General features: G+C 72.2%; 27 protein-coding genes. 11 read left to right on the top strand and 16 right to left on the bottom strand.

Annotated features, from left to right (window positions below; all coding sequences use genetic code 11):
* Positions 1-2 precede the first annotated feature (2 nt).
* From HNR19_RS10090 to HNR19_RS10070, 5 genes are all read right to left on the bottom strand, one after another.
* Complete coding sequence (locus HNR19_RS10090; protein ID WP_179667798.1) at positions 3-773, bottom strand: SDR family oxidoreductase; 771 nt, start codon at positions 771-773, stop codon at positions 3-5.
* Positions 774-791: 18 nt separating this feature from the next.
* Complete coding sequence (locus HNR19_RS10085; RefSeq protein WP_179667797.1) at positions 792-2,540, bottom strand: glycerol-3-phosphate dehydrogenase/oxidase; 1,749 nt, start codon at positions 2,538-2,540, stop codon at positions 792-794.
* Between the two features lie 25 nt (positions 2,541-2,565).
* Complete coding sequence (locus tag HNR19_RS10080; protein ID WP_179667796.1) at positions 2,566-3,756, bottom strand: ATP-binding protein; 1,191 nt, start codon at positions 3,754-3,756, stop codon at positions 2,566-2,568.
* 98 nt (positions 3,757-3,854) lie between these two features.
* A complete protein-coding gene (gene glpK, locus HNR19_RS10075; RefSeq protein ID WP_179667795.1) occupies positions 3,855-5,381 on the bottom strand; it encodes a glycerol kinase GlpK in 1,527 nt (508 codons plus the stop codon).
* Between the two features lie 119 nt (positions 5,382-5,500).
* On the bottom strand, positions 5,501-7,201 hold the full coding sequence (locus tag HNR19_RS10070; RefSeq protein WP_179667794.1) for a glycoside hydrolase family 9 protein: 1,701 nt from the start codon (positions 7,199-7,201) through the stop codon (positions 5,501-5,503).
* Between the two features lie 121 nt (positions 7,202-7,322).
* Between HNR19_RS10070 and HNR19_RS10065 the strand changes: the two genes are divergently transcribed.
* The 4 genes from HNR19_RS10065 to HNR19_RS10050 all read left to right on the top strand — a co-directional run bounded on the left by HNR19_RS10065 (position 7,323) and on the right by HNR19_RS10050 (position 12,515).
* Positions 7,323-8,039, top strand: a complete 717-nt coding sequence (locus HNR19_RS10065; RefSeq protein WP_179667793.1) for an SDR family oxidoreductase — start codon at positions 7,323-7,325, stop codon at positions 8,037-8,039.
* A gap of 1 nt (position 8,040) precedes the next feature.
* Positions 8,041-9,123, top strand: a complete 1,083-nt coding sequence (locus HNR19_RS10060; RefSeq protein WP_179667792.1) for an S-adenosylmethionine:tRNA ribosyltransferase-isomerase — start codon at positions 8,041-8,043, stop codon at positions 9,121-9,123.
* 63 nt (positions 9,124-9,186) lie between these two features.
* Complete coding sequence (locus tag HNR19_RS10055; protein WP_179667791.1) at positions 9,187-9,981, top strand: ABC transporter ATP-binding protein; 795 nt, start codon at positions 9,187-9,189, stop codon at positions 9,979-9,981.
* Positions 9,978-12,515 carry an FtsX-like permease family protein gene (locus tag HNR19_RS10050; RefSeq protein WP_179667790.1) on the top strand — a complete coding sequence of 846 codons (2,538 nt, stop codon included), beginning with the start codon at positions 9,978-9,980 and terminating at the stop codon, positions 12,513-12,515. Before HNR19_RS10055 ends, HNR19_RS10050 begins: the two co-directional genes overlap by 4 nt.
* 79 nt (positions 12,516-12,594) lie before the next feature.
* Here HNR19_RS10050 and HNR19_RS10045 read toward each other — a convergent pair whose 3' ends face one another.
* A complete protein-coding gene (locus HNR19_RS10045) occupies positions 12,595-14,193 on the bottom strand; it encodes an ABC-F family ATP-binding cassette domain-containing protein (protein ID WP_179667789.1) in 1,599 nt (532 codons plus the stop codon).
* A gap of 159 nt (positions 14,194-14,352) precedes the next feature.
* Between HNR19_RS10045 and ypfJ the strand changes: the two genes are divergently transcribed.
* Complete coding sequence (ypfJ, locus tag HNR19_RS10040; protein WP_218910200.1) at positions 14,353-15,252, top strand: KPN_02809 family neutral zinc metallopeptidase; 900 nt, start codon at positions 14,353-14,355, stop codon at positions 15,250-15,252.
* Position 15,253: 1 nt separating this feature from the next.
* On the opposite strand, the gene HNR19_RS10035 is transcribed toward ypfJ, so the two are convergent.
* The 3 genes from HNR19_RS10035 to HNR19_RS10025 are packed head-to-tail and all read right to left on the bottom strand — an operon-like array spanning position 15,254 to position 18,688.
* Complete coding sequence (locus HNR19_RS10035; protein ID WP_179667788.1) at positions 15,254-16,159, bottom strand: phosphotransferase family protein; 906 nt, start codon at positions 16,157-16,159, stop codon at positions 15,254-15,256.
* A 10-nt stretch (positions 16,160-16,169) separates the two neighbouring features.
* Entirely contained in the window at positions 16,170-17,768 is a 1,599-nt protein-coding gene (locus HNR19_RS10030) for an ABC transporter permease (protein WP_179667787.1), read from the bottom strand.
* The gene (locus HNR19_RS10025; RefSeq protein WP_179667786.1) at positions 17,765-18,688 is read right to left on the bottom strand and encodes an ABC transporter ATP-binding protein; all 924 of its coding nucleotides are present in this window, start codon (positions 18,686-18,688) and stop codon (positions 17,765-17,767) included. Before HNR19_RS10025 ends, HNR19_RS10030 begins: the two co-directional genes overlap by 4 nt.
* A 55-nt stretch (positions 18,689-18,743) precedes the next feature.
* Here HNR19_RS10025 and HNR19_RS10020 point away from each other — a divergent pair, with 55 nt between their 5' ends.
* The 3 genes from HNR19_RS10020 to HNR19_RS10010 are packed head-to-tail and all read left to right on the top strand — an operon-like array spanning position 18,744 to position 20,230.
* The gene (locus HNR19_RS10020; protein WP_179667785.1) at positions 18,744-19,235 is read left to right on the top strand and encodes a GbsR/MarR family transcriptional regulator; all 492 of its coding nucleotides are present in this window, start codon (positions 18,744-18,746) and stop codon (positions 19,233-19,235) included.
* Positions 19,236-19,244: 9 nt separating this feature from the next.
* Positions 19,245-19,742, top strand: a complete 498-nt coding sequence (locus tag HNR19_RS10015) for a thioesterase family protein (RefSeq protein WP_179667784.1) — start codon at positions 19,245-19,247, stop codon at positions 19,740-19,742.
* Complete coding sequence (locus tag HNR19_RS10010) at positions 19,739-20,230, top strand: GNAT family N-acetyltransferase (protein WP_246303502.1); 492 nt, start codon at positions 19,739-19,741, stop codon at positions 20,228-20,230. Before HNR19_RS10015 ends, HNR19_RS10010 begins: the two co-directional genes overlap by 4 nt.
* Here HNR19_RS10010 and HNR19_RS10005 read toward each other — a convergent pair.
* Positions 20,193-21,164, bottom strand: coding sequence for a helix-turn-helix transcriptional regulator (locus HNR19_RS10005; RefSeq protein WP_179667783.1), 972 nt, complete (start codon positions 21,162-21,164; stop codon positions 20,193-20,195). The genes HNR19_RS10010 and HNR19_RS10005 overlap by 38 nt on opposite strands.
* Before the next feature lie 102 nt (positions 21,165-21,266).
* On the opposite strand from HNR19_RS10005, the gene HNR19_RS10000 reads away from it, so the two are divergent.
* Entirely contained in the window at positions 21,267-22,415 is a 1,149-nt protein-coding gene (locus tag HNR19_RS10000) for an epoxide hydrolase family protein (protein ID WP_179667782.1), read from the top strand.
* Position 22,416: 1 nt separating this feature from the next.
* Here the strand turns inward: HNR19_RS10000 and HNR19_RS09995 are convergent, their stop codons facing one another.
* Entirely contained in the window at positions 22,417-23,094 is a 678-nt protein-coding gene (locus HNR19_RS09995; RefSeq protein WP_343047137.1) for a hypothetical protein, read from the bottom strand.
* 49 nt (positions 23,095-23,143) lie between these two features.
* Here HNR19_RS09995 and HNR19_RS09990 point away from each other — a divergent pair, with 49 nt between their 5' ends.
* Positions 23,144-23,302, top strand: coding sequence for a hypothetical protein (locus HNR19_RS09990; RefSeq protein ID WP_179667780.1), 159 nt, complete (start codon positions 23,144-23,146; stop codon positions 23,300-23,302).
* On the opposite strand, the gene HNR19_RS09985 is transcribed toward HNR19_RS09990, so the two are convergent.
* Positions 23,303-23,911, bottom strand: coding sequence for an acVLRF1 family peptidyl-tRNA hydrolase (locus tag HNR19_RS09985; RefSeq protein ID WP_179667779.1), 609 nt, complete (start codon positions 23,909-23,911; stop codon positions 23,303-23,305).
* Between the two features lie 43 nt (positions 23,912-23,954).
* Here HNR19_RS09985 and HNR19_RS09980 point away from each other — a divergent pair, with 43 nt between their 5' ends.
* On the top strand, positions 23,955-24,467 hold the full coding sequence (locus tag HNR19_RS09980) for an SRPBCC family protein (RefSeq protein WP_218910199.1): 513 nt from the start codon (positions 23,955-23,957) through the stop codon (positions 24,465-24,467).
* Here HNR19_RS09980 and HNR19_RS09975 read toward each other — a convergent pair.
* From HNR19_RS09975 to HNR19_RS09960, 4 genes are read right to left on the bottom strand one after another with little or no spacing between them, the layout of a single operon-like run.
* Entirely contained in the window at positions 24,455-24,829 is a 375-nt protein-coding gene (locus HNR19_RS09975; RefSeq protein ID WP_179667778.1) for an ASCH domain-containing protein, read from the bottom strand. The genes HNR19_RS09980 and HNR19_RS09975 overlap by 13 nt on opposite strands.
* Before the next feature lie 9 nt (positions 24,830-24,838).
* Positions 24,839-25,216, bottom strand: a complete 378-nt coding sequence (locus HNR19_RS09970; protein WP_179667777.1) for a metal-sulfur cluster assembly factor — start codon at positions 25,214-25,216, stop codon at positions 24,839-24,841.
* Positions 25,213-25,665: a Fe-S cluster assembly sulfur transfer protein SufU gene (sufU, locus tag HNR19_RS09965; protein ID WP_179667776.1), complete on the bottom strand. Its 453-nt coding sequence runs from the start codon at positions 25,663-25,665 to the stop codon at positions 25,213-25,215. Before sufU ends, HNR19_RS09970 begins: the two co-directional genes overlap by 4 nt.
* 2 nt (positions 25,666-25,667) lie before the next feature.
* Positions 25,668-26,933, bottom strand: coding sequence for a cysteine desulfurase (locus HNR19_RS09960; protein WP_179667775.1), 1,266 nt, complete (start codon positions 26,931-26,933; stop codon positions 25,668-25,670).
* Positions 26,934-26,981: the final 48 nt, after the last annotated feature.

Below are 26,981 nucleotides of genomic sequence, written 5' to 3'. Positions count from 1 at the left end.
GGTCAGAGCGACCGCGTCATCCCTCCGTCGACCGGGACCATCGCTCCGGTGACGAACGAGGCCGCGGGCGAGAGCAGGAACGCCGCGACCCGGCCGAACTCGGCCGGCGCACCGTAGCGCCGCAGCGGGATCCGCCCCTCCCAGCGCTCGCGGGTCGCGGCCGGGTCGGGCGTGCTGGCGTCGAGCTCGGCGACCCGGTCGGTGGCGATCCGTCCCGGCAGCAGGCCGTTGACCCGCACGCCGCGCGGCCCGAGCTCGTCGGCGAGCGACTTCGCGACCATCGCGAGGCCCGGGCGCAGGCCGTTGGAGATGCCGAGGTTCTCGACGGGCTCGCGGACGCTCGTCGACAGCACCAGCGCCAGCGCGCCGTCCTCGCCCAGCACGGCTCCGACCTCGCGCGCCAGCCGGACGGCGCCGAGGAACACCGACCCGAACGCCGCGGTCCAGTCGTCGTCGCTCATGGCCGTCACCGGGCCGGCCGGCGGTCCGCCAACCGAGATCAGCGCGCCGTCGAGGCGCCCCCACTTGTCCTGGGCGGCGCCGATCAACGCGGCGGGCGTACCTGCGTCGGCATTGTCGGCCGGCACGCCGATGGCGGCGTCGCGGCCGCTCGTCTCGACCAGCGACATCACGGTGCCGGCGATGCTCTCGGGATCGCGGCCGCTGACCACCACGCGGGCACCGGCCGCCACGAGCTCCTCGACCGTGGCGCGACCGAGCCCGCGGGTGCCGCCGGTGACGATGAAGACGCGGTCCTGGAGGTGGAGGTCCATGACGCCGACGCTAGCGCCTCACCCCGCGGAGATGTCCTCGGCGACGTGCGAGACCGGCACCACGTCGGGCGCCCCCTTCCGCGCGGCGTCCGCGGTGTGGTCGTCGGGCTGGCGCTGGCTCTCCCGCTCGGCCTCGACGCGCTTGAGGTAGTGCTCCAGCTCGCGCTGCGTCTGCTCGCCGGTCCAGCCGAGGTGACCGCGCACCAGGTCGGCGACGTACGGCGCCGCCGCCACCCCGCGGTCGAACGTCTCGAAGGAGACCCGCAACCGCCGGGTCAGGATGTCGTCGAGGTGGCGCGCTCCCTCGTGGGTGACGGCGTAGACCGCCTCGACCTGGAGGTAGTCCTCCGCGCCCGGCAACGGCTGGCCGAGGTCGGGCTCCGCGGCGACCAGGTTGAGCACCTCGAGCACGAGCGAGCCGTAACGCTCCAGCAGGTGCTCGATGCGGTTGAGCGGCAGCCCGGACTGGTTCGCCAGCGTCCGCCGCTGGTTCCAGAGGGCCTGGTAGCCGTCGGCGCCGACGAGCGGCACCTTCTCGGTCACACAGGGGCCGACGGTCCGGCCGAGCACCGACTCCAGGCCGTGCACGGCCTCGTCGACGGCGTCCTTAGCCATCACCCGGTAGGTCGTGTACTTGCCGCCGGCGACCACGACCAGGCCGGGCACCGAGTGTGCGACGGCGTGCTCGCGGGACAGCTTCGACGTCGCCGCGTCCTCGCCGGCCAGCAGCGGACGCAGGCCGGCGAACACGCCCTCGACGTCGTCGCGGGTCAGCGGCACCTCGAGCACCTTGTTGACCCGCTCGAGCAGGTAGTCGATGTCGCGCGAGCTCGCGGCCGGGTGGTCCTTCGAGAGCTCCCAGTCGGTGTCGGTGGTGCCGATCATCCAGTGCCGCTTCCACGGGATGACGAACAGCACCGACGTCTCCGTGCGCAGGATGAGGCCGGTCTCGCCGCGGATGCGGTCGCGCGGCACGACGACGTGGATGCCCTTCGACGCCCGCACCCGGAACTGGCCGCGCTCACGGGCCATCGCCTGGGTCTCGTCGGTCCACACGCCGGTCGCGTTGATGACCTGCGAGGCGCGGATCTCGAAACGCTCCCCGGTCTCGAGGTCGACCACCTCGGCGCCGACGACCCGCTCGCTCTCCTTCAGCAGACCGAGCACGCGGGTGCGCGACGCGACGGCGGCGCCGTACGTCGCGGCGGTGCGGGCGAGGAACATCGTGTGCCGCGCGTCGTCGACCTGCGCGTCGTAGTAGCGGATCGCGCCGACGAGGGCGTCCTTGCGCAGCGAGGGGAAGACCTTGCGGGCGCCGTGCCGGGTCAGGTGCTTGTGCAGCGGCGTGCGGGTGCCGTAGCCGCTGGCCTTGGACATCGCGTCGTACAGGGCGACGCCGCTGCCGGCGTACCAGCGCTCCCAGCCGCGGCCCTGGAGCGGGTAGAGGAACGGGACCGGTCGCACCAGGTGCGGCGCGAGGTGCTCCATCAGGAGGCCGCGTTCCTTCAACGCCTCGGCGACGAGGCGGAAGTCGAGCATCTCCAGGTAGCGCAGCCCGCCGTGGACGAGCTTGGAGCTACGGCTCGACGTGCCCGACGCGAAGTCGCGCGCCTCGACCAGCCCGACCGCCAGGCCGCGGGTCGCGGCGTCGAGCGCGGCACCGCCGCCGACGACGCCACCGCCGATCACCAGCAGGTCGAGGTGCTGGGTGCGGAGCCGCTTCAGCGCAGCCGTGCGGGCACGGGGCGACAGCGCGGTGGGGTTCATGCGGAGCCTCCTGGAGCGGATGGGGTCAGTCTTCCCGATCGAGCGCGCGGATCCACGCGCCCATGCCGGGAGTGATGAAGTGGAGCGCCCCGCCGGCCTCGCGGTAGATCGTGCCCTTGCGCAGCAACCGGGCGCGCAGGTAGGACACGCTCGTCACCGCCGCGCCGAGCTCGGCCGCGACGGCCGGGCCCTTCGGCACCTCGCCCCTGCCGGCGACCGCGGCCATCGCCCGCAGGTAGTCCTGCTCCTTGGGGCTGGCGTCGTCCCACCGCGCCTTGAACAGCTGCCCGAGGTCGGCCTCGATCTTCGGTACGGCGCTGCGCGCGTGGGCGCGGGTGATCTCGTCGCTCCCGTGCGATGCCCGCCAGGCGAAGTGGCCGGCGACCTGGATCGCATAGGGATAGCCGCCGCACTGGTCGAGCAGCACGCCGGTCGCCTCGGGCGTCATCGGCCGGCCGGCCTGCTCGGCGGGACCGACGAGGGCGGCGCGCGCCTCGTCGGGCGGCAGCGTGTCGAGGTCGTGCCACTCGGCGCGCTCGAGGTAGGTCGGCAACCGCCGGCCGCGGGTCTCGCGCAACGTCGGGAGGCCGGCCATGGCGAGCACGAGGGGCCAACCGGCCGGCACGCTCTCCTGGACGGTGCCGAACAGCTCGGCGAGCTCGGCCGCGTCGGCGCTGTGCAGCTCGTCGATGGTCACCACCAGCCCGGCGCCGGCGTCGACGGCGGCCCGCATCGCCGCGGCGAGCGCGTCGGCGACCGAGTCCGCACCCTGCTGGTCGACCGCCTCGATCTCGATCTCGCCGCCGACGCCGAACACCCTCGCCTCGAGCGTGCCGCCCTTCACCCGGGTACGACGCCGCCGGGACTCGGCCTGCTCGCCGGCGAGGAGCCGGCTCGCCGCGCGCAGCCGTGCGGTCAGCTCGGGCAGCAACCGTCCGCCGCTCTTTGCCTCCACGTGCACGGTCGGCCACTGGTGCTGCTCGGCCGCGAGCTCCGCGATCTCGCCCAGGGTCGCGGTCTTGCCGACCCCGCGCGGGCCGACCAGGATCAGCGGCCGCGGCGTGCGCCCGTCGAAGGCCGCGATCGCGAGCGCCTCGGTGGCTCCGTCGAGCACGTCGGAGCGACCCGCGAAGACGACCGGCGGCTGGTTGAAGCCGGGGCGGTAGGGGTTCTCGCGGCGATCGGTCGCCCCGGTCGACGGTGCCGATGCAGCCAACGCAGCCTCCTCGGGTCCGGGACGATGAGCCTCCACGATGAGCATCGTCGTGCGCTTATAGCGCCGTGTGCCGTTTATAGCACTTTATAGCAGCGCCGCTACTCGACCTCGACCCAGTCGAGCGTGCGCTCGACGGCCTTCTGCCACTTCCGGTACGCCGCGTCGCGGCGGGCGTCGTCCCAGGTCGGCTCCCAGCGCTCGTCCTCGGCCCAGTTCTGCCGCAGCTCGTCGGTGTCCTTCCAGAAGCCGACGGACAGACCCGCCGCGTAGGCAGCGCCCAGGGCGGTCGTCTCCGGCACCTTCGGCCGGCTCACGGGCACGCCCAGCACGTCGGCCTGGATCTGCATGCACAGGTCGTTGGCGGTGACTCCCCCGTCGACCTTGAGCACCTCGAGCCGCACGCCCGAGTCGACGCACATCGCCTCGACGACGTCGCGGGACTGGAAGCAGATGGCCTCCAGCGTCGCGCGCGCGATGTGCGAGCGCGTGTTGAACCGCGACAGGCCGACGATCGCGCCGCGGGCGTCGGAGCGCCAGTGCGGCGCGAACAGGCCGGAGAACGCCGGCACGAAGTAGACGTCGCCGTTGTCGTCGACCTGCCGTGCCAGCGTCTCGACGTCGGCGGCGTTGCGGATGATGGCCATCTGGTCGCGCAGCCACTGCACGGCCGACCCGGTGACCGCGATCGACCCCTCCAACGCGTAGACGCACGGCTGGTCGCCCAGCTGGTAGGCGGGCGTCGTGAGCAGGCCGGCCTCGGAGCGCACGATCTCCGTGCCGGTGTTGAGCAGCATGAAGTTGCCGGTGCCGTAGGTGTTCTTGGCCTCGCCCGGCGCGAAGCAGACCTGACCGACGGTGGCCGCCTGCTGGTCGCCGAGGATGCCGCTCAGCGGGATCTCGCCGGCGAACGGCCCGGTGGCGCGGGTCGTGCCGTACGGCGTGACCGCCGACGACTCGCGGATCTCCGGCAGCATCTCGCGCGGCACCCCGAAGAACCCGAGCAGCTCCTCGTCCCAGTCGAGGGTCTCGAGGTCCATGAGCATGGTGCGGCTGGCGTTGGTCACGTCGGTGACGTGCACGCCGCCGTCGGGGCCGCCGGTGAGGTGCCACAGCAGCCACGTGTCCGCCGTACCGAACAGCGCGTCGCCGCGCTCGGCCGCGGCGCGCACGCCGTCGACGTTGTCGAGCAGCCACTTCAGCTTGCCGCCCGAGAAGTACGGCGCCGGCGGCAGCCCGGCGCGGTGCCGGACGACGTCGCCCCGGCCGTCGCGGTCGAGGGCCGCGGTGATCGAGTCGGTGCGCGTGTCCTGCCAGACGATCGCGTTGTGCAGCGGACGGCCGGTGCGGCGGTCCCACACGATCGTGGTCTCGCGCTGGTTGGTGATGCCGACCGCGGCGAGGTCGCCGGCCGTGAGTCCCGCCTTGCCGAGCGCGGTCTGCACGACCGCGGAGGTGCGCTCCCAGATCTCCACCGGGTTGTGCTCGACCCAGCCCGCGCGCGGCAGGATCTGCTCGTGCTCGAGCTGGTGGCGCGCCACCTCGGCGCCCGCATGGTCGAAGACCATGAACCGGGTGCTGGTCGTGCCCTGGTCGATGGCGCCCACGAAGCCGGACTCTGCAGCCATGGCGCCACCCTGCCAGAAGCGTCAGCCGCCGGACAGCAGCGCACGAAGCGGGCGCGCGCGTGCGGCGCGCAACGGGCCTACGAACCTGGCAAAAGTTGCGCGCACGCGTAGTGCGCCATTCAGTTCAGCAATGCGTAGTGGAGGACTGCGGGCGCGTTGTAGTTGATCCCGATCTCGTTCATCACCCAGTCGTCGGCGCGGTCCTGGTAGGTCTGCGCGGCGGTGTCGTAGGTCCCGAGGACCAGCGGGTCGCAGGTGTCGCACCGGTTGTCGTTGATGGTCTCCAGGTCCGTGGGCCCGCCCGGCAGCGCGCCGTTCGGCGGCTCGAGCCCGAGGCCGACCGTCCAGTGGTAGGGGTGCTGCACCCAGTCCTCGGGGTCGACGTCACCGGCGCCGTTGTCGTAGACCACATGGAAGCGCTTGCCCCACGGGTTGACGCCGAGGAACCAGCCTTGCGCCCGGAGCGCCTGGTCCTCGACGTCGTGGCCCGCCCTCAGGCCCATCTCGAGGACCAGGCCGCCGCTCTCGTGCTGCCGCGCCGACCCCCACTGGTTCCAGCCCGCGCGGCCGAACGCCGTCTCGGTCTCGACGACGTAGGCCCAGTTGCCGGCTCCGTCCCGGAGCAGCCGGCACGCGGGATCCCGGTACTTCTTCGGCGCGGCCTTCGCCCCGAGAACGCCGCAGAGCTCGCCCGCTGCGACCGCCGACATCTCGTAGCCGTCGGCGGCCACCAGCCACGGTGCGGGCTCGCCGTCCCGGGTCGTCGCCCTCCGGAGCGCGCGCAGGGCGCCCGCGGCGTACGTCTCACGGCCCGTGGCACGCCACAACGCCGCCCGCGCCACGGCGAGGTCGTCCTGGAAGCTGTCCTGCTGGTAGCAGCAGTTGTCCCAGACCTTGCCGACGTCCTCGGCGAACGCCAGCCAGGCGCGCGCGTGCCGGAGGAGCCGGGCCTTGGCGTCCTTGTCGCCGGTCGTGCTCGCTCGGGTGGCCAGCGCTGCCGCGGCGATGGCAGCGACGTCGGAGCCACCGGTCGCCCGGGTCAGCACGTAGGTCGGCCGGTTCCTCAGCAGCGCGACGTCGCTCTCGTCGTCGGTGGCGGGGTCACGGAAGCCGGTGTCGTGGTCGGTCGCGACGTGACCGACCAGGCTCGCGAACACGCCGGCGCGCGGGTGCGCCTTGAGCAGCCACCGGATCCCGATGCTCGCCTTGCCCCGCAGGGCCGAGCGCTGCCGCGCCGCGTTGCGGGCGGCGAGGTCGAGCATCAGCGTGCTGTAGGCGGTCGTGGTGGTGAACTTGATCTGGTCGCCGGCGTCCATCCAGCCGCCCATGACATCGATGCGCTCGCCCTTGTGCGGGCCGTTGGCGATCTTCGACCTCCGGTCGTTCATGTGGCTCCTCGCGTGGTACGACGAGGGCTCGTCGCCGTCGGCGTTGGAGTCGTAGATCCCGAGCAGCGAGGTGATCACGTCGTCGTAGAAGTCGTCGCCCACCTCGAACGGCACGGGCTCCTGGCCCGCGATCGTCAGCGTGTAGCGCCCGGCGGGCAGGCTGTTCAGCGGCGCCTGGGCGACGTGGCTCCACGGGTCGGGCGGACCCGGGACGGCCTCGAGGGGGGCTCCGTCGATGAGGGTCGAGTCCTCGTCGGAGACCCAGTACGGGTCCCCGACCATGTCCTCGGAGGACCCGATGATCGCCGGCGGCACGTGACCGGACTGCGCGAAGGGCGCCACCCGGATCGTGAGCGGCGGCTCGGCGTACGACGGCGCCGGCGGGAGCAGCGCGACGACGAGCCCGACGACGAGACAACCGATCCAGCGCATGGCAGCGCTCCTTCCGTCCCCTGCAGGATGCTCCGATCCTGCAGCCGCCGCACGAACTTTCACGAGCCAACCGAGCATTCCCCCTTGACATCAAGTTAACTTTAAGTTCGACCCTGGTTGCATGACACAGAAGACAGCACTCATCACCGGTGGCACCGCCGGCCTCGGACGCGCGCTCGTGACCGCGCTCGACCACGCGGGCTGGCAGGTCGTCACCGACGGCCGGACCGGCGACCGGATCCGGGACCTCCGCCCCGTCCTCTCCCCCTCCGCGATCGTGGTGCGCGGCGACGTGACCGACGCCGACCACCGCGCCGAGCTGCGCTCGGTGGTCGACGACCTCGGGCGCCTCGACCTGCTCGTCCACAACGCGAGCGTGCTCGGGCCGGCGTCCGGCGAGCAGCGCTACCGCCGGCTCGACGACACCACGCCCGAGGACCTCCAGCACGTGTGGCGCCACAACGTGGGCGCACCCCTCGTGCTCACGTCGCTGCTGCTCCCCCACCTCCGCGCGACGGGCGGCACCCTCCTGTCGATCTCGTCCGACGCCGCCGTCGAGCACTACGAGGGCTGGGGCCTCTACAGCGCGTCCAAGGCCGGGCTCGACCACATCACGCTGACCTTCGCCGCCGAGAACCCCGAGATCACGGCGTACGCCGTCGACCCCGGCGACATGCGGACCGCCATGCACCAGGAGTGGTTCCCGGGCGAGGACATCTCCGACCGCCCGCTGCCGGAGACGGTCGTGCCGCACCTGCTCGCGCTGCTCGAGCAGAAGCCACCGTCCGGCCGCTACCGCGCGGCGGACGTCCCCGTGCCCGCCGGGGCGGTGGGCTGACGTGACGCTCCTGCACGAACGTCCCACCACGGTGTTCGACGCACCGCCCAGCCGGTTCGCCCCGGCGCCGCCGGAGCGTCGCGGGCAGGCGCGCGATGCGGTGCGGCTGCTGGTCGCCGACCGCCGCGCGGGCATCACCCACACCCGCTTCCACCACCTCGCCGACCACCTGCGGCCCGGCGACATCGTGGTCGTCAACGACTCGGCGACCGTCGCCGGCCAGCTCGACGCCCTGAGTGACCGCCACGGCGCGGTCGTCGTCCACCTCGCCACGTCGCTCGACGACGGCTCCTGGGTGGTGGAGGTACGACGGGCCCCGGACGCCGACCGCGCCGTGCTCGACGCCGTGGCGGGCGACGTGCTGGAGCTCGCCGCGGGTCGCGCCCACCTTCGCCTCGAGGCGCCGTACCCGCGGGAGGGGTCCTCGCCGACCGGCACGGGCAACCGGCTGTGGCGTGCCACCGCGACGGGTGCCGACCTGACCGACGTGGCACGTCGCTACGGGCGGCCGATCGCGTACGGCTACCTCGCCGACCGCTACCCGCTCGCGGACTACCAGACCGTCTTCGGCATCCGGCCGGGGAGCGCGGAGATGCCGTCGGCCGGACGACCGTTCACCGCGGACCTGATCACCCGGCTCGTCGCTCGCGGCATCGCCGTCGCGCCGATCACGCTGCACACCGGGGTGTCGTCGCAGGAGGCCGGCGAGGCGCCGCAGCCCGAGCGGTTCGCCGTACCGGCATCGACGGCGGCGGCGGTGAACGCCGCCCGCGCCGGCGGCGGCCGCGTGGTCGCCGTCGGCACCACGGTCACCCGGGCCCTCGAGTCCGCGGTCGTCGCCGACGAGGGCGGAGCCGTCCGCGTGGTCGAGGCGAGCGGCTGGACCGAGCGCGTGGTCACGCCCGCCGACCCACCGCGCGTGGTCGACGGCCTCGTCACCGGCTGGCACGACCCCGAGGCGTCGCACCTGCTGCTCGTCGAGGCCGTCGCCGGTCCCGACCTGACGCAGGCGGCCTACCGCGCCGCGACGGACGAGGGCTACCTCTGGCACGAGTTCGGCGACAGCTGCCTCCTGCTCCCCTGAGGGGTCGGGATCAGGGAGATACCCGATGGCAGGCGCAACCGTCCCTGGGGCAGGGTTGGGACCATGACGAGCGCCCCCATCTCGACGTCAGCCACCGACCCCGCGGTCGCCGCCCGCGCGGTCGACCTCCGCAAGACCTACGGCACCGGCGACGCCGGCGTGCACGCGCTCGACGGCGTGAGCGTCGAGCTCAGCCGCGGTCGCTTCACCGCGATCATGGGCCCGTCCGGCTCCGGCAAGTCCACGCTGATGCACTGCCTCGCGGCGCTCGACACACCCACCAGCGGCACGGTCGAGGTCGACGGCACCGACCTCGGCCGTCTCAACGACAAGGCGCTCACCGCGCTGCGCCGGGAGCGGATCGGGTTCGTCTTCCAGGCCTTCAACCTGATCCCGACGCTGACCGCGCGGGAGAACATCCTGCTGCCCCTCAACCTGGCCGGCGCGAAGCCCGACCAGGCGTGGTTCGACACCGTCGTCGACACGGTCGGGCTCCGCGACCGGCTGGGCCACAAGCCGGGCGAGCTGTCGGGAGGCCAGCAGCAGCGCGTCGCATGTGCGCGGGCGCTCGTGAGCAAGCCGTCGATCGTGTTCGCCGACGAGCCGACCGGCAACCTCGACAGCACCTCGGGCGCCGAGGTGCTGTCGTTCCTGCGTCGCAGCGTCGACGAGTTCGGGCAGACGATCGTGATGGTCACCCACGACGCCGTCGCGGCGTCGTACTGCGACCGGGTGCTGTTCCTGGCCGACGGCAAGGTCGTGGACGAGATCACCTCGCCCGACCGCGAGCAGATCCTCGAGCACATGACGTCGCTGCAGGCCGCGGCCGCCGCGCGGGTCGAGCAGGCGCTGCCGTGATCAAGTTGACGCTGCGCAACATCTTCGCGCGCAAGCTCCGCCTGGTGATGAGCGGCATCGCCGTCGTCATCGGCGTCGCGTTCCTCTCGGGCGTCCTGGTCTTCAGCAACGGCCTGTCGACGACGTTCGACGGCATCATCAACGGTTCCGCGCCCGACGGCCTGGTCCGCGTGCAGGACGCCGCGGAGTTCAGCGCGGGCGAGGGCGGCGTGCCCACCCAGACGCTCCCGCCCGCCGCGGTCGAGGAGCTCGAGGCGCTGCCCGAGGTCGCACGCGCCGACGGCGACGTGGAGGGCTTCGGCATGAACCTCCTCGCCGCCGACGGCACCTTGGTGGGCGGCACGGGCGCGCCGACGCTCGCGTTCAACTACCACGACGGCCCCAACATGGCGGGCGAGCAGATCCTCCTCCTCGAGTCCGGCCGGTGGCCCGAGGGCACCGACGAGATCGTGCTCGACGAGGGAGCCGCCGAGAACGGCGACTACAGCCTCGGCGACGAGGTGCAGCTGCTCGCGCCGTACGGCGAGCTCGAGCGCACCGCCACCCTCGTCGGCACCGCCGAGTTCAACGGCGGCGGCACTGCCGGCGCCACGCTGCTGATCTTCTCGACCGAGGGCGCCCAGGAGATCTTCCTCGGGGGCAAGGACGCCTTCACCCGGGTCGCACTGACCGCCGAGGAGGGAGTCTCCCAGGAAGAGCTCGCCGCCGCGGCGGAGAAGGTGATCCCGGCCGGGTTCGAGTCGGTCACCGGCGACGAGTTCGCGGAGGAGCAGCAGGACGTCGTCGGGACGTTCCTCGACGTGATCAAGACGTTCCTGCTGATCTTCGCCGCGATCGCCATCATCGTCGGCGCCTTCATCATCCTCAACACGTTCTCGATCCTGGTCGCCCAGCGCACGCGCGAGCTGGCGCTGCTGCGCGCCCTCGGTGCGTCCCGCCAGCAGGTCACCCGGTCGGTCATGCTCGAGGCGTTCGTCCTCGCCGTGGTCGCGTCGACGATCGGGATCGCGCTGGGGTGGGTGCTCGCTCGCGGGCTCGCCGCGCTGTTCCGGGCGATCGGGCTGGACATCGCAGGCAACGCGCTCGACCTGACGCCGAGCGCCGTGCTCGTGAGCTATGCGGTCGGCGTCCTCGTCACCGTGGCAGCGGCGTACTTCCCCTCCCGCAGGGCCGGGAAGTCCGCCCCGATCGAGGCCATGCGCGCCGACGTCGCCCCGGAGCGGCGCTCGATGCGCCGGCGGGTCGCCATCGGCGGCGTGCTCCTGGCCGCGGGCGCGGCGATCGCGGTCTACGGCCTGGTCGCCGAGAAGAACGGCGCACTGTGGGTCGGCATCGGCGGTGCCGTCTGGATCCTCACGCTCGCCGTCATCAGCCCGATCGTGGGCTACCCGCTTCTGGTCGCCACCCGCTGGCTGTTCACGCGCCTCTTCGGCACCCCCGGGCGCCTGGCCGGCGAGAACGCGCTGCGCGACCCCCGCCGCACCGGCGCCACCGCCTCTGCGCTGATGATCGGCCTCGCGCTCGTGTCGACGATCGGCGTGATCGCCGCGTCGTTCAACGCGACCATCGACGACGCGGTCGACGAGGACTTCGCCGCCGACTTCCTCGTGCAGAGCAACACCTTCCTGCCCTTCTCCCCCGCCATCGGCGACTCGTTCGAGGAGATCGAGGGGGTGGAGGTCGTCAGCCGGCAGCAGTGGGCGGCGGCCAAGCTGGACGGCGACACGGAGTACGTCGCCGGCAACGACGAGGCGTTCGACAGCATCTACGAGCTCGACATGGTCGAGGGCACCCAGCAGGTCTCGGGCGCCGAGGCCGTCATCGACGAGGACATGGCCGAGGAGCACGGCCTGGACGTCGGCGACCCTCTCGAGCTGTCGTTCCCTGGCGGCAAGAAGCTCGAGCTCGAGGTCGTCGGCATCCACACCGGGCAGGAGGTCACCGCCGGGATCAGCATCCCGCTCGACCAGCTGGCCGAGGCCGGGATCGCACGCCAGGACAGCGCGATCAGCATCATGCTCGAGCCCGGGGCCGACGCCGCTGCCGTGGGCGAGGCGCTCGACGACGCGGCGAAGCCGGTCCCGATCGTCGGCGTCTACGACAAGGAGGAGTTCGCCGACTCCGTGCGCGGCCAGGTCAACCAGCTGCTCTACATGATCTACGGCCTGCTCGCCCTCGCGATCGTGATCGCCGTCTTCGGCATCGTGAACACCCTGGGCCTCAGCGTCTTCGAGCGCACCCGCGAGATCGGCCTGCTCCGCGCCGTCGGGATGAGCCGCACCAAGCTGCGCCGGATGATCACCCTGGAGTCCGTCACGATCGCCGTGCTCGGCGCCGTGCTCGGGATGGCCCTCGGCACGGTCGTCGGCATCATGCTCCGCGCGACGCTCGACGACCTGACCAGCCTCGGCCTGCCGCTGACCCAGCTCGTGGTGTTCCTCGTGATCGCGGTCGTCGTCGGCGTCCTCGCCGCCATCGCTCCCGCGGTCCGCGCCTCCCGGATGAACGTCCTCGAGGCGATCGCCACGGAGTGAACCGGCCGAACGGGCACGGTTGGCGTGCCGAACCGGCACGGTTGGCGTGCCGAACCGGCACGGTTGGGGTGCCGAGCCGTCAGGCCAGCGCCACCAGGTCGGCGTACTCGGCGTTCCAGAGGTCCTCGACGCCGTCGGGGAGGATCAGCACCCGGTCGGGCTCCAGCGCTTGGACCGCGCCCTCGTCGTGGGTCACCAGCACGATCGCGCCCTCGTAGGCGCGGATCGCGTTGAGCACCTCCTCGCGGGAGGCGGGATCGAGGTTGTTGGTCGGCTCGTCGAGCAGCAGCACGTTGGCGGCGGAGACGACCAGGCTCGCGAGCGCCAGGCGGGTCTTCTCACCGCCGGACAGTACGCCGGCCGGCTTGTGCACGTCGTCGCCCGAGAAGAGGAACGACCCGAGCACCGAGCGGGCGTCGGTGTCGGTCAGCTGGGGCGCCGCCGACTGCATGTTCTCGAGCACGGTGCGGTCGACGTCGAGCGTCTCGTGCTCCTGCGCGTAGTAGCCGCGCTTGAGACCGTGGCCGGGCACGACCATCCCGGTGTCGGGGGCGTCGATGCCCGCGAGGATCCGCAGCAGCGTGGTCTTCCCTGCGCCGTTGAGGCCGAGGATCACCACCCGTGAGCCCTTGTCGATGGCCAGGTCGACCGCGGTGAAGACCTCCAGGGCCCCGTAGGACTTCGAGAGGTCGCGCGCCGTGAGCGGCGTCTTGCCGCAGGGCGCGGGCGTGGGGAACTTGATCGCGGCGACCTTGTCGGCCTGGCGCTCGCCCTCGACGCTCTCGAGGAGGCGCTCGGCCCGGCGCAGCATCTGCTGGGCGGCGCTCGCCTTGGTCGCCTTCGCCCGCATCTTGTTGGCCTGGTCGGTGAGGGTCTTCGCCTTGTTCTGGGCGTTCATCGCCTCGCGCTTGCGGCGGGCCTCGTCGGTCTCGCGCTGCGCGAGGTAGTTCTCCCAGCCCATGTTGTAGATGTCGATGACCGCGCGGTTGGCGTCGAGGTGGAAGACCTTGTTGACGGTTTGCGACATCAGGTCGTTGTCGTGGCTGATCACGATGAAGCCGCCCTTGTAGGACTTCATCCAGTCGCGCAGCCACACGATCGAGTCGGCGTCGAGGTGGTTGGTCGGCTCGTCGAGGATCAGCACCTCGGCGCCCGAGAACAGGATCCGCGCCAGCTCGATCCGGCGGCGCTGGCCGCCGGAGAGCGTCCTCAGCGGCTGGCCGAGCAGCCGGTCGGCGATGCCCAGGCTCTGCGCGATCTGCGTCGCCTCGGTCTCGGCGGCGTAGCCGCCGCCCGCGTCGAGCTCGTCCTGTGCCCGCTGGAACTTGCGGAACGCCTTGTCCCGCTCGGCGGGGTCGTCGGAGGCCATCGCCTGCTCGGCGGCGCGCATCCGCCGTACGGCGTCGTCGAGCCCGCGCGCCGAGAGGATCCGGTCGCGCGCCAGCTGGTCGGGGTCGCCGGACCGCGGGTCCTGCGGCAGGTAGCCGATCTCGCCCGTGCGGCTGACCGACCCGGCTGCCGGCAGCGCCTCGCCGGCGATGACCTTCGTCAGGGTGGTCTTGCCGGCGCCGTTGCGGCCGACGAGGCCGACCTTGTCGCCGGCGCCCACGCGGAAGGAGACGCCGTCCATGAGGAGGCGGGCACCGGCCCGGACCTCGAGCTGGTGAACCGTGATCATGACGGCCCCAGTTTCCCACGGGTTGACACGCGGGGCCCAAACGCCGCGTTTGGCTAGGGTGCTGCCGTGGTGCGATTCAATCCGAAGGCTCGGCTCGATCGATCTCGCGTCCGCGACGTAGGCCGTGGGGGCGGCGGAGGCACGGGGGGCGGCCCCGGCATGCGCATCCCGATCCCCGGCGGCGTCGGCACGACGGGTGGCATCGGTGGCGTCATCATCGCCGTCCTCGTGTTCGTGCTGGTCAGCTGCCTGAACAACGGTGGCGGTGGCGGCGGAGGCGGAGCGGGCGGCGGCTTCGGCGACGTGCTCAGCGACGCCCTCGGGGGCCAGCTCCAGAGCAGCCGCGTCAGCGACGCCGAGGACTCCGGACGCTACGACCGGTGCGAGACCGGCGAGGACGCCAACGAGTCGCTGGACTGCGCCCGCGTCGCGATCGAGAACTCGCTCACCGACTTCTGGGAGGGCCAGAACCTGAACGGCTGGGAGCCGATCGCCAGCCTGACCACGTTCACGGGTGCCGTCTCGACGCAGTGCGGCAACGCCGACTCCTCGGTCGGCCCGTTCTACTGCCCGGCGGACACCTCGATCTACTACGACACGACGTTCTTCGACCAGGTGCTCGAGGACCAGCTCGGCGGACCGGACGGCGGCTTCGTGGAGTTCTACGTGCTCGCGCACGAGTACGGCCACCACATCTCCAACGTCATCGGCACGATGAGCAAGGTCCGGTCCCAGGAGACCGGCCCGCAGAGCCCCGGCGTGCGCCTGGAGCTCCAGGCCGACTGCTTCGCAGGCATGTGGACCCGCCACGCCGACGGCACCGACGACGAGTCCGGCGAGCCGCTGCTCGCCGAGCCGGTGCCCGAGTCCGACATCGAGCTCGCGATCGAGGCCGCGGAGGCGGTCGGTGACGACCGCATCCAGAAGAAGACGCAGGGCCAGGTGACACCGGAGACCTGGACCCACGGGTCGGCCGAGCAGCGCCGCACCTGGTTCATGACCGGTTACGAGGAGGGCACCCTCGAGGCCTGCGACACGTTCTCGGCGGACCGGGTCTAGCTCAGAGCCGGAGCAGCGCCTCGATTGCGGGGAACTGGCGCTGGAGCGCACGCAGGTGGGGCGCGACCGCGGGGTGACGGTACTTCGCCGCCAGGGCGCCCTCCCCCGGCGCCACCCGGGCGAGCGCCCACTCCGCGCGAGTGAGGGCGGTGTAGACGGCGACGACCTGGGCGCCCAGCACCACCTCGCCGATCTCGGCCACGCCCTCTGGCAGGCCGAGCAGGTAGGCGTCGAGGAGCGGGTCGAACTCCTCGCGCGCCGACAGGCAGAGGTAGCCGAGGTCGCCTCCGACCGGACCGATGCCGAGCGTGCCCCAGTCGATCGCAACCGCGTCGTCGCCGACTCGCCCGGGCAGGTTGGCCGGGGTCGGGTCGCCGTGCTGCGGGACCTGCGGCAGCTTGTCGAGCCGGTCGAGCATCACGTCGCGCCGCTGCCAGAGGTGGTCGGCGACGTCCGCGACCGTGGTGCGGGCCAGGGTCGGCCACCCGCCACGGCGGGCGACGCGGGCCATCCGGTCGCGCATGAGGTGCGTCGCCAAGAACTTCGGCCGCGGGAGCTCGACACCGGCGAACCGCCCCAGCGCGACGCCGAGGAAGAGCCCGCTCGTCGCGGCGTCCTCGACGTAGTCGCTCGTGATCGTGACGCCTTCGGCGTCCTCCTCGACCGCGGCGGGCGCGGCCCGGAGCCCGGTCGTCGACCCGGTGATGCCGGTCAGCAGCACGTCGGCCTCGCGGCGCCAGTAACCGACGTGCGCCGGGTCGAGGAGCTCCGGGGGCGAGCCGGCCTGGGGTACGGCGAGCCGCTTCACCACGACGGGCCGGCCGCCGATCGCGGTGCGCCAGACACCGAGGGTCGACGTCCCGGTGCCTCCAGGGAGCGCCACCCAGTCGGGCTCGGGCTGCCACATGGCTGGGAAACTAGCCGATGTCGCGCCTCGAAAACGCCATTTGGCCTCCGGCGGAGATCGCGGCGGCGACCATGAGCACCACGACGACCGGCAGCAGTCGGAAGTCCTCCGCAGGCGTCAGCGCGAGGTGCGAGAACGGCGAGACGTCGACGAGCCAGTCCGGGAACCGCATCGCAGTGCCGAACATGAGGACGACCGTCGCGAACGCCAGCGGCGCCCACGCGGCGACGAGGAGCGCCGGCCGGAGGCCGTAGAGCAGCCGGGCGATCGCGCTCAGGACCAGCACCGGCGCGACGTACGACAGCGTCGGCAGTCCCAGGCGGAGCACGGCACCGCCGTCCCCGGTGGTGAGCGCGTAGCCGACGCCGAGGCCGAGGCCGGCGCACGCGAGCACGACGACGGTGCCGACGACCGTCACCAGCACGTGGCCGCCGAGCCAGGTCGCGCGGGAGATGCCGGTCGCCGCCAGCGCCTCGAGGTGGTGGGCGTCCTCCTCCGCCCGGGGCCGCAGCGCCGAGGAGATCGCGAAGCCGCACGACATCAGGGCCAGGAGCACGATCGCGGTGCCGTAGAACCCGTCGACGAGGTCGGCAGCGCCGCCTGCGACGGCGTCCTTCACCGCACCGCTGTCGCCGAGCATGTCCTCGACGCTGTCGCCGATCGAGCCGTAGGCGAGACCCATCAGCGTCAGACCCGCCGCCCATCCGACGACGCTGCCGCGCTGGAGCCGCCACGCCAGACCGACGCCCGACCGCAGCCCCGGCCCGGCCGTCGCCGGTCCCGGGCGCGCGGCAAGGATCCCGGACCCGACGTCGCGGCGGGAGAAGAGCACCGCGGTCGCGACCACGTTGACCGCAGCGGCGGCGAGCATCAGCAGAAACGGCCACCACCTCAATCCGGAGTACGGGTGCATCGCCTGGTACCACCCGATCGGCGACACCCAGCTCAACAGCTCGCTGCCGACGTCGCCCACGGCACGCAGCCCGTAGGCGACCCCGAGCACCGCACCCGCGATGCCGTACATCGCCCGGGTGCTCTGGGTGAGCTGGGCAGCGGCGAGCGCCGTACCGGCGAACACCCAGCCGCACGCGGCGACGCCGAGTCCGACGGCGAGGCTGTCCTCAGCGGCGAGCGGCATCCCCGCGAGCGGCGACTCCTGGCGGACGGTCATCAGGCTCAGGGCGGTGACCAGGCCGAGCAGTAGGTTGGCGAGGACCGCGACGAGGTACGCCGCCACCAGTGGCGCGTGCCGGCCGACGGCGGCGCTGCGCACCAGCTCGTCACGGCCTGACTCCTCCTCGGCGCGGGTGTGGCGGCCGACGAGGAACATGCTCATCAGCCCCGCGACGACCGCGCCGAACGCGCTGACCTGCCAGAAGACCTGGCCCCCGACGGTGTCCAGCGCGCGGGCGGGCCCGAGCATCGCGACGAACGCCGCGTTGTCCTCCATGCTGGCGGCCGCCCGCGCGAGCTCCTCCTGGGTGGCGTAGAGCCCGGGGACGCTCACGGCCTGCGACCAGTAGAGGAGCACGCCGCCCAGCACCCACCACAGGATCATCCAGCGATCGCGCCGCAGGTCGTGCCGGAGCAGCAGCCCGACGCCGGTCATGCGCTCACCGCTCCCTCCGCCTCGCGGTCCTCGATCACGTCGCCGTAGTGCCGCAGGAAGAGCTCCTCGAGCGTCGGCGGCTGGCTCACCAGGGTGCGGATGCCGGCTCGGTGCAGGGCGCCGATCGCGCCGTCGATCCGGTCGGTCTCGACCTGGAACCGCACGCGGTCGCCCTCGACGGCGAGGTCGTGGACGCCGGGCAGGTCCGCCAGCCCGGCCGGCACCGCGGAGAGCACCGCGTCCACCGAGGTCCGGGTCAGGTGGCGCAGCTCGGCGAGGGTGCCGGACTCCACCACGGCGCCAGCCCGGATGATGCTGACCCGGTCGCACAGCTTCTCCACCTCCGCCAGGATGTGGCTCGACAGCAGCACCGTGCCGCCACGATCGCGGAACGCGTCGACGTACTCCTGGAACACCTCCTCCATCAGCGGGTCGAGCCCGCTCGTCGGCTCGTCGAGGAGCAGCAGCTCCACGTCGGAGGCCAGCGCCGCGACGAGTGCGACCTTCTGCCGGTTGCCCTTGGAGTAGGTGCGGCCGCGCTTGGTCGGGTCGAGCTCGAACCGGTCCAGGAGCTCCGCGCGCCGGGTCGTGTCGAGCCCGCCGCGGAGGCGGCCCAGGAGGTCGATCGCCTCGCCTCCGGTGAGGTTGGGCCAGAGGCTGACGTCGCCGGGCACGTAGGCCAGTCGTCGGTGCAGCGCCGCCGCGTCCCGCCAGGGGTCCCCGCCGAGCAGTCGTACGTCGCCGGCGTCCTTGCGGAGCAGCCCGAGCAGGACCCGGATCGTCGTTGACTTGCCGGCTCCGTTGGGGCCGAGGAAGCCGTGCACCTCACCGGGGGCGACCGAGAGGTCGAGGGCGTCGAGCGCACGGAACGACCCGAACGTCTTCACCAGTCCGTTGATCTCGATGGCGTTGTCGCTCATGCCGCCGACGATACACAGATTTCAGACTTTTCTGAATCTTGATAATGTTAGCGCCATGTCTACTCCGCCACACTCCGCGCTGCCCGTCGACGTGCAGTCGGCCGAGCGGCTCGCCGGCGCGTTCATCGAGACCGGCATGGCGCGGATGCCCGCCCGCGTCCTGGCGGCCGCGATGGTCGACGACGACGGCCGGATGACGGCGGCCGAGCTCGCCGAGTTCCTCGACGTGAGCGCGGCCAGCGTCTCCGGCGCAGTTCGGATGCTCGCCCAGATCGGCTTCCTGCGGCGCGAGCGCGAGCGGGGCACGCGGCGGGACGTCTACGTCGTCGACGACGACGCCTGGCACGACGCGATGCTGCGCTACGACCAGGTCTACGCCCCGATCAAGGCGGCGATGGACGCTGCCCGCCAGCAGCTGGGCGCCGACCATCCCGCGACCCGGCGACTGACCCTGTCGCTGGAGTTCCTCACCTTCATCGAGCACGAGATGAAGGCCGTCGTCGACCGGTGGGACGCACGCAAGCGGGAGCTCGGGCTCGATCGATAGGGTCACCGCATGCCGACGCAGCCGACGTACGAACAGCTCGTGTCCATGCCGGCCCTCGCCGAGCAGCCGGTGCCGATCGCCTTCGAGGACAGCAACGGGTTCCTCAACGTCCGCCACTACCTGGGGATCGGGAGCGAGGGCCTCGACGAGCTGCTCGTCGACTGCGGCATCCCGCTGAACTGGCCGCTCGCCACCGGGCTCGCGTGCCTGTCCGCGGAGCAGCACCTCACCTACCTCCACGAGCTCAAGACCGGCGACCGGATGTCCGTGCGGGCCCGGCTGCTCGGCCGCTCGGAGCGGGCCGCCCACGCGCTCGTCCACATCCTCGACGACACCCACCAGCGGGTGGCCTGCGTCTTCGAGGAGATCCTGCTCTGCGTGCGGCTCGACGACCGTCGCACCGAGCCGTGGCCCACCGACGTCGCCAAGCTCATCGACGAGAAGGTCGCCGAGCACGCTGCACTCCCCTGGGCCGCCGAGACCTCCGGCTGCCTCGCGCTCCGATGACCAGCGCGACCGCGATGGAGATCTCCGTCGACGACCCGCTCCGCCTCGACGTGCGGGGCCTGCTCCAGGAGCACCTCGCCGACATGTACGCCACCTCGCCGCCCGAGTCGGTGCACGCGCTCGACGCCCACGCGCTCGCCGTCCCCGGCGTGACGTTCTGGACCCTTCGCGAGGAGGGCGCCCTGCTCGGCTGCGGCGCCCTGAAGGAGATCGACCCGGCGCACGCGGAGATCAAGTCGATGCGTACGGCGACCGCGGCGCGGCGTCGTGGCGTCGCCGCCCGGCTGCTCGACCACCTGCTCGCGGAGGCTCGCTCACGCGGCTACGAGCGGATCAGCCTCGAGACCGGGTCGGAGGACTTCTTCGCCCCGGCGCGGGCGCTCTACGCGTCGCGAGGGTTCAGCGTGTGCGGTCCGTTCGAGGGCTACGCCGAGGACCCCAACAGCGTCTTCATGACCCTCGAGCTCCAGCCCCAGCGGCGCGCGTGAAGCGGGCGGCGAGGGCTCGCAGAGCCTGCGACAGCTCGGGCGAGTCGCCGCCCTCGAACTCGGCGTCGAGCATCCCCAGGTAGAGCGCGAGCATCGTCGGGTTGTCCGACCCGGGCGTGAAGGCACAGCGGTCGTCGGCGAGCTCCTCGATGTCGACGGGGATCGGCATGCGTGACCGGACGTACGACGCCGGCGCGTGCACGACGACCCGGGCACGGAAGCGCCAGGGCGCCTCCCCGACGTGACGCTGCACCCGCGCGGCGATCTCGCGATCCGGTGGCAGCTCGCGCGGGACGAAGTGCGGGCCGTTCGGCGTGCGCATCCTCATCCGGTCGACCCGGAAGATGCGCCAGTCGTCGCGATCGACGTCCCACGCCAGGAGGTACCAGCGCCGCCGCTCGTGCACGAGCCGGTACGGCTCCGCCTCCCGCCGGGACTCGGCACCGTCGTACGAGCGGTAGGAGAACCGCAGCCGCTCGTGGTCGCGGGACGCGGCGGCGATGACGGTCAGCGCGTCGGCGTCGACCGTCGGTCCTGACTGCGTGATCGGCACCGTGGCCGATTGCAGGGCCGAGACCCGGCGACGCAGCCGGGAGGGGAGGACCTGCTGCAGCTTCATCAGTGCCTGCACCGCGGTCTCCTCGATGCCGGTGATCGAGCTCCCGGCGACCGTACGCAACGCTACCGCCACGGCCACCGCCTCGTCGTCGTCCAGCAGCAACGGCGGAAGCGTGCCGCCGGCCCCGAGCCGATAGCCGCCCGCGACGCCCGGCCGCGCCTCGATCGGATAGCCGAGCTCGCGCAAGCGATCCACGTCGTTGCGCACCGTCCGGGCACTCACACCCAGGCGCCTGCCGAGCTCGGCGCCGGTCCAGTCGCGCCGGGTCTGCAGCAGCGTGAGGAGGCGCAGGAGTCTGGTCGAGGTTTCCCACATGGTTCGAGATTCTCCGGCAATCGCGGAACGGATCTTGCCGCGATTGTTCCTAACGTCGTGCGCACAGGGAAGACCCGGAGACACCGAGCAAGGAGCAGACCGATGAACGACGAGATCCAGCCCTTCCGCATCGAGATCCCGCAGGCCGACATCGACGACCTGCACGCCCGGCTGGACCGGGTCCGCTGGCCCGCCCAGCTCGCCGGCACGGGCTCCGAGCGGGGTGTCCCGCTCGACCGGATGAAGGAGCTGGTCGGCCACTGGCGCAGCGGGTTCGACTGGCGCGGGTGGGAGGCACGGCTCAACCGGCTGCCGCAGTTCGTCACCGGCATCGACGGGCAGCGGATCCACTTCCTCCACGTCCGCTCCGAGCGGCCCGACGCCACGCCGCTGCTGCTCCTCCACGGCTACCCGAGCTCGATCGTGGAGTTCGTCGAGCTGATCGAGCCGCTGGTCGCCCCCTCGGAGGGGCCGGCGTTCCACGTGGTCGCCCCGTCGCTGCCCGGCTTCGGGTTCTCCAACCCCCTCGGCGGGTCGGGGTGGTCGATGGGGCGCACCGGTCGAGCGTTGGCGGAGCTCATGCGCCGCCTTGGCTACGAGCGCTACGGCGTGCACGGCGGGGACATCGGAGCCGGCGTTGCGGGCATGGTCGCCGGCGTCGACGGCGAGCGGGTCGTCGGCGTCCACGTGGTCACCGACCCGCTGACGGCCGCGGCGACGGCCACCTTCATCCCCGGCATGGCCGACCGGCTCGACGCGGACGACCCGGTCGACAAGCTCATCCTCGAGCGGATGACGGCCTTCCGGACGGAAGGGTCGGGCTACCTGGCGATCCAGAACAGTCGCCCTCAGACGATCGGCTACGGCCTCGCCGACTCGCCGGTCCTCCAGCTCGCCTGGATCGCCGAGAAGTTCGCCGAGTGGACCGACCGGCCGATCGATCGTGACGTGCTGGTGGCGACCGTCAGCATCTACTGGTTCACGGGCTCGGGCGCCGGCGCCGCGCACGTGCTCTACGAGCAGGCGCACTCCTCGGACTGGGGCGCCCCCGCGGCGGTCCCGCACGGCTTCGCGGTCTTCGGCGCCGACGCCACCGTGCGCACGCTGGTCCCCGCGCCGCCCGGTGCGCACTGGACCGAGTTCGAGCACGGTCAGCACTTCCCCGCCATGGAGGCGCCCGACGACCTCGTCGCCGACCTCCGGACGTTCTTCGGCCCGCTTCGACGGGCGTCGTCGGCCGCGCCGAGCTAGGTCAGCCCTGCCAGCGGGTACGGCTGCTCGGCACCGGCGCGTCCGGGTCGGGGGCCGTGCCCACGGCGACCTCCTTGCCGTAGGACCAGCCCGGCCGCAGGGGCAGGTAGGCGCCGCTCCAGAACGTGCCGGGGTCGAACCACTGTGCGCGCCGGTCGTCCTCGACGATCCCCATCTCCTGCAGGGTCAGCGCGACGGTCTCGGCACAGAACGCCGCCTCGGGCCGGAACCGCTGCCCACGGCGCTTGCGCGGCTGGTAGGAGTCGCCGCGACCGCGGAGGTACTTCAGCGCCATCCGGCCGGCCGTCGGGAAGCTGACGCCGTCCATGCGTGCGATCGCGCGCAGGGCCGCGTCCTCCTCGGCACGACCGGCCTCGGGCTCGAGCTGCCGCAACCACACGCCCTGCTGGTAGCTGTGTCGCCAGCGACCGACCGCCTCCTCGAAGTCGTGGAGCTGCACGCCGCGGTGGTGGCCGCCGGTCCACAGGTCGACCTGGGTCTGGCTGAGCTCGGCGTGCCACAGCAGCGGCGGGAGGTCGTCGATGACGACGGCCATGCCCACGTGGTTCACCGGCGCGTTGGTGGCCACCCGGACCGCTCGGTCGGCGGCGGTGCGGCCCCGGAAGAGGAGCAGGTCGCCGGTGCGCACGACCTTCGCCGCGTCGTCGATCGAGATCACGGGATGCAGTCTGCCGGTGACGGTCAAGGTCTCATCTAAGGTCGACGGCATGCGCGTGTGGAAGTGGATCGGGCTGGCCGGGGTCGCCGGCGTCGCCGCGGCGGGCGCCGTGATGGCCCGTCAGGAGCGGGTGCGCCGCGCCTACACGCCCGACCAGATCAGGGAGCGCCTGCACCAGCGGCACGCCGAGGCGTCCGCCGGCGACTGATCACGCGTTCTCGACCTCGACGCCGATCGCGAGCGCGTCGCCGATCGCCTGGTCGAGCACCGCGCGGCGCGGGTCCGTGACCGGCAGCCACCGTCCGTCGACGTCGAGCCCGGACAGGCGCGGATCGGCGAGCACCTCGGCGACCGCGGAGCGGTCGCCCCCGGTGACGAGAGGTCCCGCGATGCCCGAGAGTATCCGCGCCGCGTGGTCGGCCGCGGCCTCGTAGGCCTGCCGCGCCTGGTTGTCCCGACGGCGCGCGAACCGCTGCTGCGACTGGCCACCGGCCTTGGTCCGCCCCTGGACGTGCCGCTGGCCGACCTTGGACTCCGCCACCTGGTCCCTCACCAGACGCGCGACGGCGAACCCGCCCTTGCGCACGAGCAGCACGCCCCACTCCTCGGGAGGTACGGCGGCCGCGGCCATCGCGCCAGGGTCGGCCGCGGCGTCGTACGCCTCCCCGAAGGGCAGGCGCGCCACGAACCACGACCCGTCGGCCGCATCACCCCGCAGCGCGCCGTCGATCACCGCGAGCGTCGCTCCTCCGTGCCGGCTGTCGAAGTTGTCGACCCACCGCACCAGGCGCGACGCGGGGACCAGGACCTCGGGCATGGACACGACGCTATCGGACTAGAACTCGTTCTATTCTGGGTGCATGAAGGAACTGCACCCGTGCGACCGGGTCGGCCCCGACTTCGTCGACACCGCCCGGCACCGCTACGCCAACAGCGTCGACCTCAACATCACGCCCGAGGAGCTCTTCGAGGTGTTCGAGGACGCCGCCGCCTGGCCGCGGTGGGCGAAGGTCATCACCCACGTGGAGTGGACCAGCCCGATGCCGCCACGGGTCGGCACCACCCGCACCGTCACGATGCGCGGGGGCCTGGTCGGCACCGAGGAGTTCCTCCTGTGGGAGCCCCCGACCAGGATGGGGTTCCGCTTCAACGAGGCGTCGGAGAAGAGCATCCGCGCGTTCGCGGAGCGCTACGACATCGTCCGGACCGCGACCGGCTGCCGGCTGACGTGGACGCTCGCGCTCGACGTCGCCGGCCCCGGCGCCCTCTCGCTGAAGGTCAATGGGCCGGTCATGAACCTGACGTTCCGGCTGTTCCTGCGCAAGCTCCGCAAGTACACCGACGAGAGGTACGGCGCGGCTCAGGTGGTGTAGAGCACCTTCAGGGCCTGCACCACGTCCGTGCCGTCCACGGTGACGTCGCTCGTGACGACGAGGACCCGGGCGCGCCCCGCGCCGTCGAGCACGATGCTCAGTGACCCGGGCTCCGGGTGCTGCTCCCCCACGGCCTCGTAGTCGGCGACGGCGACCCTCGTCTCGCCGAGCCGGTGGGCCAGCAGGTCGTCGACGAACGCGTCGGCGTCCGCGCCCTCGCCCCACGACCACGCCGGCGGCGGGACGGCCGCCAGCGGCGACGGCCCGGTGTAGACCGAGATCTCCTCGAGGTGGATGCGGCGCTTGGCCTCGTTCCAGAACGCGTTGACGGCCTCGTCGGCAGCGTCCTGATCAGTGGTCAACGCCAGGACCTACACGTTGAAGCCGAGGGCGCGTAGTTGCTCACGGCCGTCGGGGGTGATCTTGTCCGGGCCCCACGGGGGCATCCAGACCCAGTTGATCGCGACGTCGTTGACCATGCCCTCGAGGGCGCTCTCGGTCTGGTCGGTGATGACGTCGGTGAGCGGGCACGCCGCGGACGTGAGCGTCATGTCGAGCACCACGTTGGACGACTCGTCGAGGTGCACGCCGTAGACCAGGCCGAGGTCGACGACGTTGATGCCGAGCTCGGGGTCGACGACGTCCTTCATCGCCTCGGTGACGTCGTCGACGGTGGTGGTGCCGGTCGCGACACCGCCGCTCGCCTCGGGCACCTCGGGCAGGTCGCTGTGGTCGGTCTGCTCGCTCATCGGTCTCCTCCAGCCTGCACGGTTGCGTCCTTCCAGGCCATCCACGACAGTAGCGCGCACTTCACGCGCGCCGGGAACTTGGCGACGCCGGCGAACGCGATGCCGTCCTCCAGCACCTCCTCGTCGGGCTCGACCGATCCCTTGCCCTGCATCAGGGTCAGGAACTCCTCGTGGATCGCCATCGCCTCGTCGACCGGCTTGCCCACGACCAGGTCGTGGAGCACCGACGCGGAGGCCTGCGAGATCGAGCAGCCGAGCGCGTCGTACGACACGTCGCTGACGACCCCGCCGTCGAGGTGGACGCGCAGGGTCACCTCGTCGCCGCAGGTCGGGTTGACGTGGTGGACCTCGGCCTCGAACTCCTCACGCAGGCCCTTGCCGTGAGGGTTCTTGTAGTGGTCGAGGATGATCTCCTGATACAGAGCATCCAGGTCTTGTGCGTTGCTCATCCTCAGCCCAACTTGAAGTACGAGCGGGTGTATTCCAGGCCCTCGACGAGAGCGTCGATCTCGGCCGGCGTCGTGTAGAGGTACGACGACATGCGAGTCGAGCTCTGCACGCCGAACCGCGCGTGGGCCGGCTTCGCGCAGTGGTGACCGGCGCGTACGGCGACGCCGCGGCTGTCGAGCACCTGCGCGATGTCGTGGGGGTGCACGCCCTCGAGCTCGAAGCTGATCGCCCCGCCCCGCAGCGCGGCGTCGGTGGGCCCGAGCACGGTCAGCCCGGGCACGGACTGGAGGCCCTCGAGCGCGTACGCGGTGATGGCGTGCTCGTGGTCGCGCACCGCGTCGAGCCCGACGTGGCCGAGGTACTCCACGGCGGCCCCGAGGCCCACGGCCTCGACGATCGGCGGCGTGCCGGCCTCGAACTTGTGCGGGATCGGGGCGTAGGTCGACCCCTCCATGCGCACCGTCTCGATCATCTCGCCGCCACCGAGGAACGGCGGCAGCGAGTCGAGCACGGCTCGGGAGCCCCAGAGCACGCCGATGCCGGTCGGGCCGACGACCTTGTGGCCGGTGAAGGCGAGCAGGTCGGGTCGCTCCTCCGCGGGCATCGCGGCGAGGTCGATCGGCAGCTGCGGAGCGGCCTGGGACGCGTCGACGACGACGATCGCGCCGACGGCGTGGGCCTTCCGGGTGATCTCGGCGAGCGGGTTGATCGTGCCGAGCATGTTGGACACCCAGGTCAGGGAGACGACCTTGGTGCGCTCGTTGATCAGGTCGTCGATGCCCGACAGGTCGAGCTGGCCGTCGTCGGTCAGGCCGAACCACCGCAGTGTCGCGCCCGTGCGCTCGGTGGCGAGCTGCCACGGAACGATGTTGGAGTGGTGCTCCATCTCGGTGATGACGACCTCGTCACCGGGCTTCAGCTGCCGCTCCCCCGGGAACGTCAGCGTGTTGGCCGCGAGGTTGAGCGCCTCCGAGGCGTTCTTGGTGAAGATCACCTCGTCGCGGTCGGGGGCGCCGAGGAACGCCGCCACCTTGTCGCGCGCCTCCTCGAACGCCGCCGTCGACTCCGCGCCGAGCTGGTGCATGGCGCGCGCGATGTTGGCGTTGTGGCGCTCGAGGTGGTCGACCATCGCGTCGATGACGACCTGCGGCTTCTGCGAGGTGTTGGCGCTGTCGAGGTAGACCAGCGGCACGCCGCCCGCGAGGGTGCGCTCGAGGATCGGGAAGTCCTTGCGGACCACCTCGAGCTCGGGGAGGAGACCGTCCATCACTGTCCTTTCATGCCGTGGTGTCGAGGCTCGGCCGCGGGCGGCCTC

Origin of the sequence: Nocardioides thalensis, assembly GCF_013410655.1 — a bacterium.
GTDB classification, from domain to species: domain Bacteria; phylum Actinomycetota; class Actinomycetes; order Propionibacteriales; family Nocardioidaceae; genus Nocardioides; species Nocardioides thalensis.
The sequence above is the reverse complement of the archived record's forward strand: the minus strand, read 5'-3'. Positions and strand labels throughout refer to the sequence as shown.

Excerpts from the sequence above, each read along its gene's own strand:
- HNR19_RS10020 (WP_179667785.1), top strand. The coding sequence starts at position 18,744 with ATGTCTACTCCGCCACACTCCGCGCTGCCCGTCGACGTGCAGTCGGCC.
- glpK (WP_179667795.1), bottom strand. The coding sequence starts at position 5,381 with ATGGCTGCAGAGTCCGGCTTCGTGGGCGCCATCGACCAGGGCACGACC.
- ypfJ (WP_218910200.1), top strand. The coding sequence starts at position 14,353 with ATGCGCATCCCGATCCCCGGCGGCGTCGGCACGACGGGTGGCATCGGT.
- HNR19_RS09980 (WP_218910199.1), top strand. The coding sequence starts at position 23,955 with ATGAAGGAACTGCACCCGTGCGACCGGGTCGGCCCCGACTTCGTCGAC.
- HNR19_RS10065 (WP_179667793.1), top strand. The coding sequence starts at position 7,323 with ATGACACAGAAGACAGCACTCATCACCGGTGGCACCGCCGGCCTCGGA.
- HNR19_RS09960 (WP_179667775.1), bottom strand. The coding sequence starts at position 26,933 with ATGGACGGTCTCCTCCCCGAGCTCGAGGTGGTCCGCAAGGACTTCCCG.
- HNR19_RS10045 (WP_179667789.1), bottom strand. The coding sequence starts at position 14,193 with ATGATCACGGTTCACCAGCTCGAGGTCCGGGCCGGTGCCCGCCTCCTC.
- sufU (WP_179667776.1), bottom strand. The coding sequence starts at position 25,665 with ATGAGCAACGCACAAGACCTGGATGCTCTGTATCAGGAGATCATCCTC.
- HNR19_RS09970 (WP_179667777.1), bottom strand. The coding sequence starts at position 25,216 with ATGAGCGAGCAGACCGACCACAGCGACCTGCCCGAGGTGCCCGAGGCG.
- HNR19_RS10090 (WP_179667798.1), bottom strand. The coding sequence starts at position 773 with ATGGACCTCCACCTCCAGGACCGCGTCTTCATCGTCACCGGCGGCACC.
- HNR19_RS10055 (WP_179667791.1), top strand. The coding sequence starts at position 9,187 with ATGACGAGCGCCCCCATCTCGACGTCAGCCACCGACCCCGCGGTCGCC.
- HNR19_RS10025 (WP_179667786.1), bottom strand. The coding sequence starts at position 18,688 with ATGAGCGACAACGCCATCGAGATCAACGGACTGGTGAAGACGTTCGGG.
- HNR19_RS10010 (WP_246303502.1), top strand. The coding sequence starts at position 19,739 with ATGACCAGCGCGACCGCGATGGAGATCTCCGTCGACGACCCGCTCCGC.
- HNR19_RS10070 (WP_179667794.1), bottom strand. The coding sequence starts at position 7,201 with ATGCGCTGGATCGGTTGTCTCGTCGTCGGGCTCGTCGTCGCGCTGCTC.
- HNR19_RS09985 (WP_179667779.1), bottom strand. The coding sequence starts at position 23,911 with ATGCCCGAGGTCCTGGTCCCCGCGTCGCGCCTGGTGCGGTGGGTCGAC.
- HNR19_RS10085 (WP_179667797.1), bottom strand. The coding sequence starts at position 2,540 with ATGAACCCCACCGCGCTGTCGCCCCGTGCCCGCACGGCTGCGCTGAAG.
- HNR19_RS10015 (WP_179667784.1), top strand. The coding sequence starts at position 19,245 with ATGCCGACGCAGCCGACGTACGAACAGCTCGTGTCCATGCCGGCCCTC.
- HNR19_RS09990 (WP_179667780.1), top strand. The coding sequence starts at position 23,144 with ATGCGCGTGTGGAAGTGGATCGGGCTGGCCGGGGTCGCCGGCGTCGCC.
- HNR19_RS10000 (WP_179667782.1), top strand. The coding sequence starts at position 21,267 with ATGAACGACGAGATCCAGCCCTTCCGCATCGAGATCCCGCAGGCCGAC.
- HNR19_RS10035 (WP_179667788.1), bottom strand. The coding sequence starts at position 16,159 with ATGTGGCAGCCCGAGCCCGACTGGGTGGCGCTCCCTGGAGGCACCGGG.
- HNR19_RS10030 (WP_179667787.1), bottom strand. The coding sequence starts at position 17,768 with ATGACCGGCGTCGGGCTGCTGCTCCGGCACGACCTGCGGCGCGATCGC.
- HNR19_RS10005 (WP_179667783.1), bottom strand. The coding sequence starts at position 21,164 with ATGTGGGAAACCTCGACCAGACTCCTGCGCCTCCTCACGCTGCTGCAG.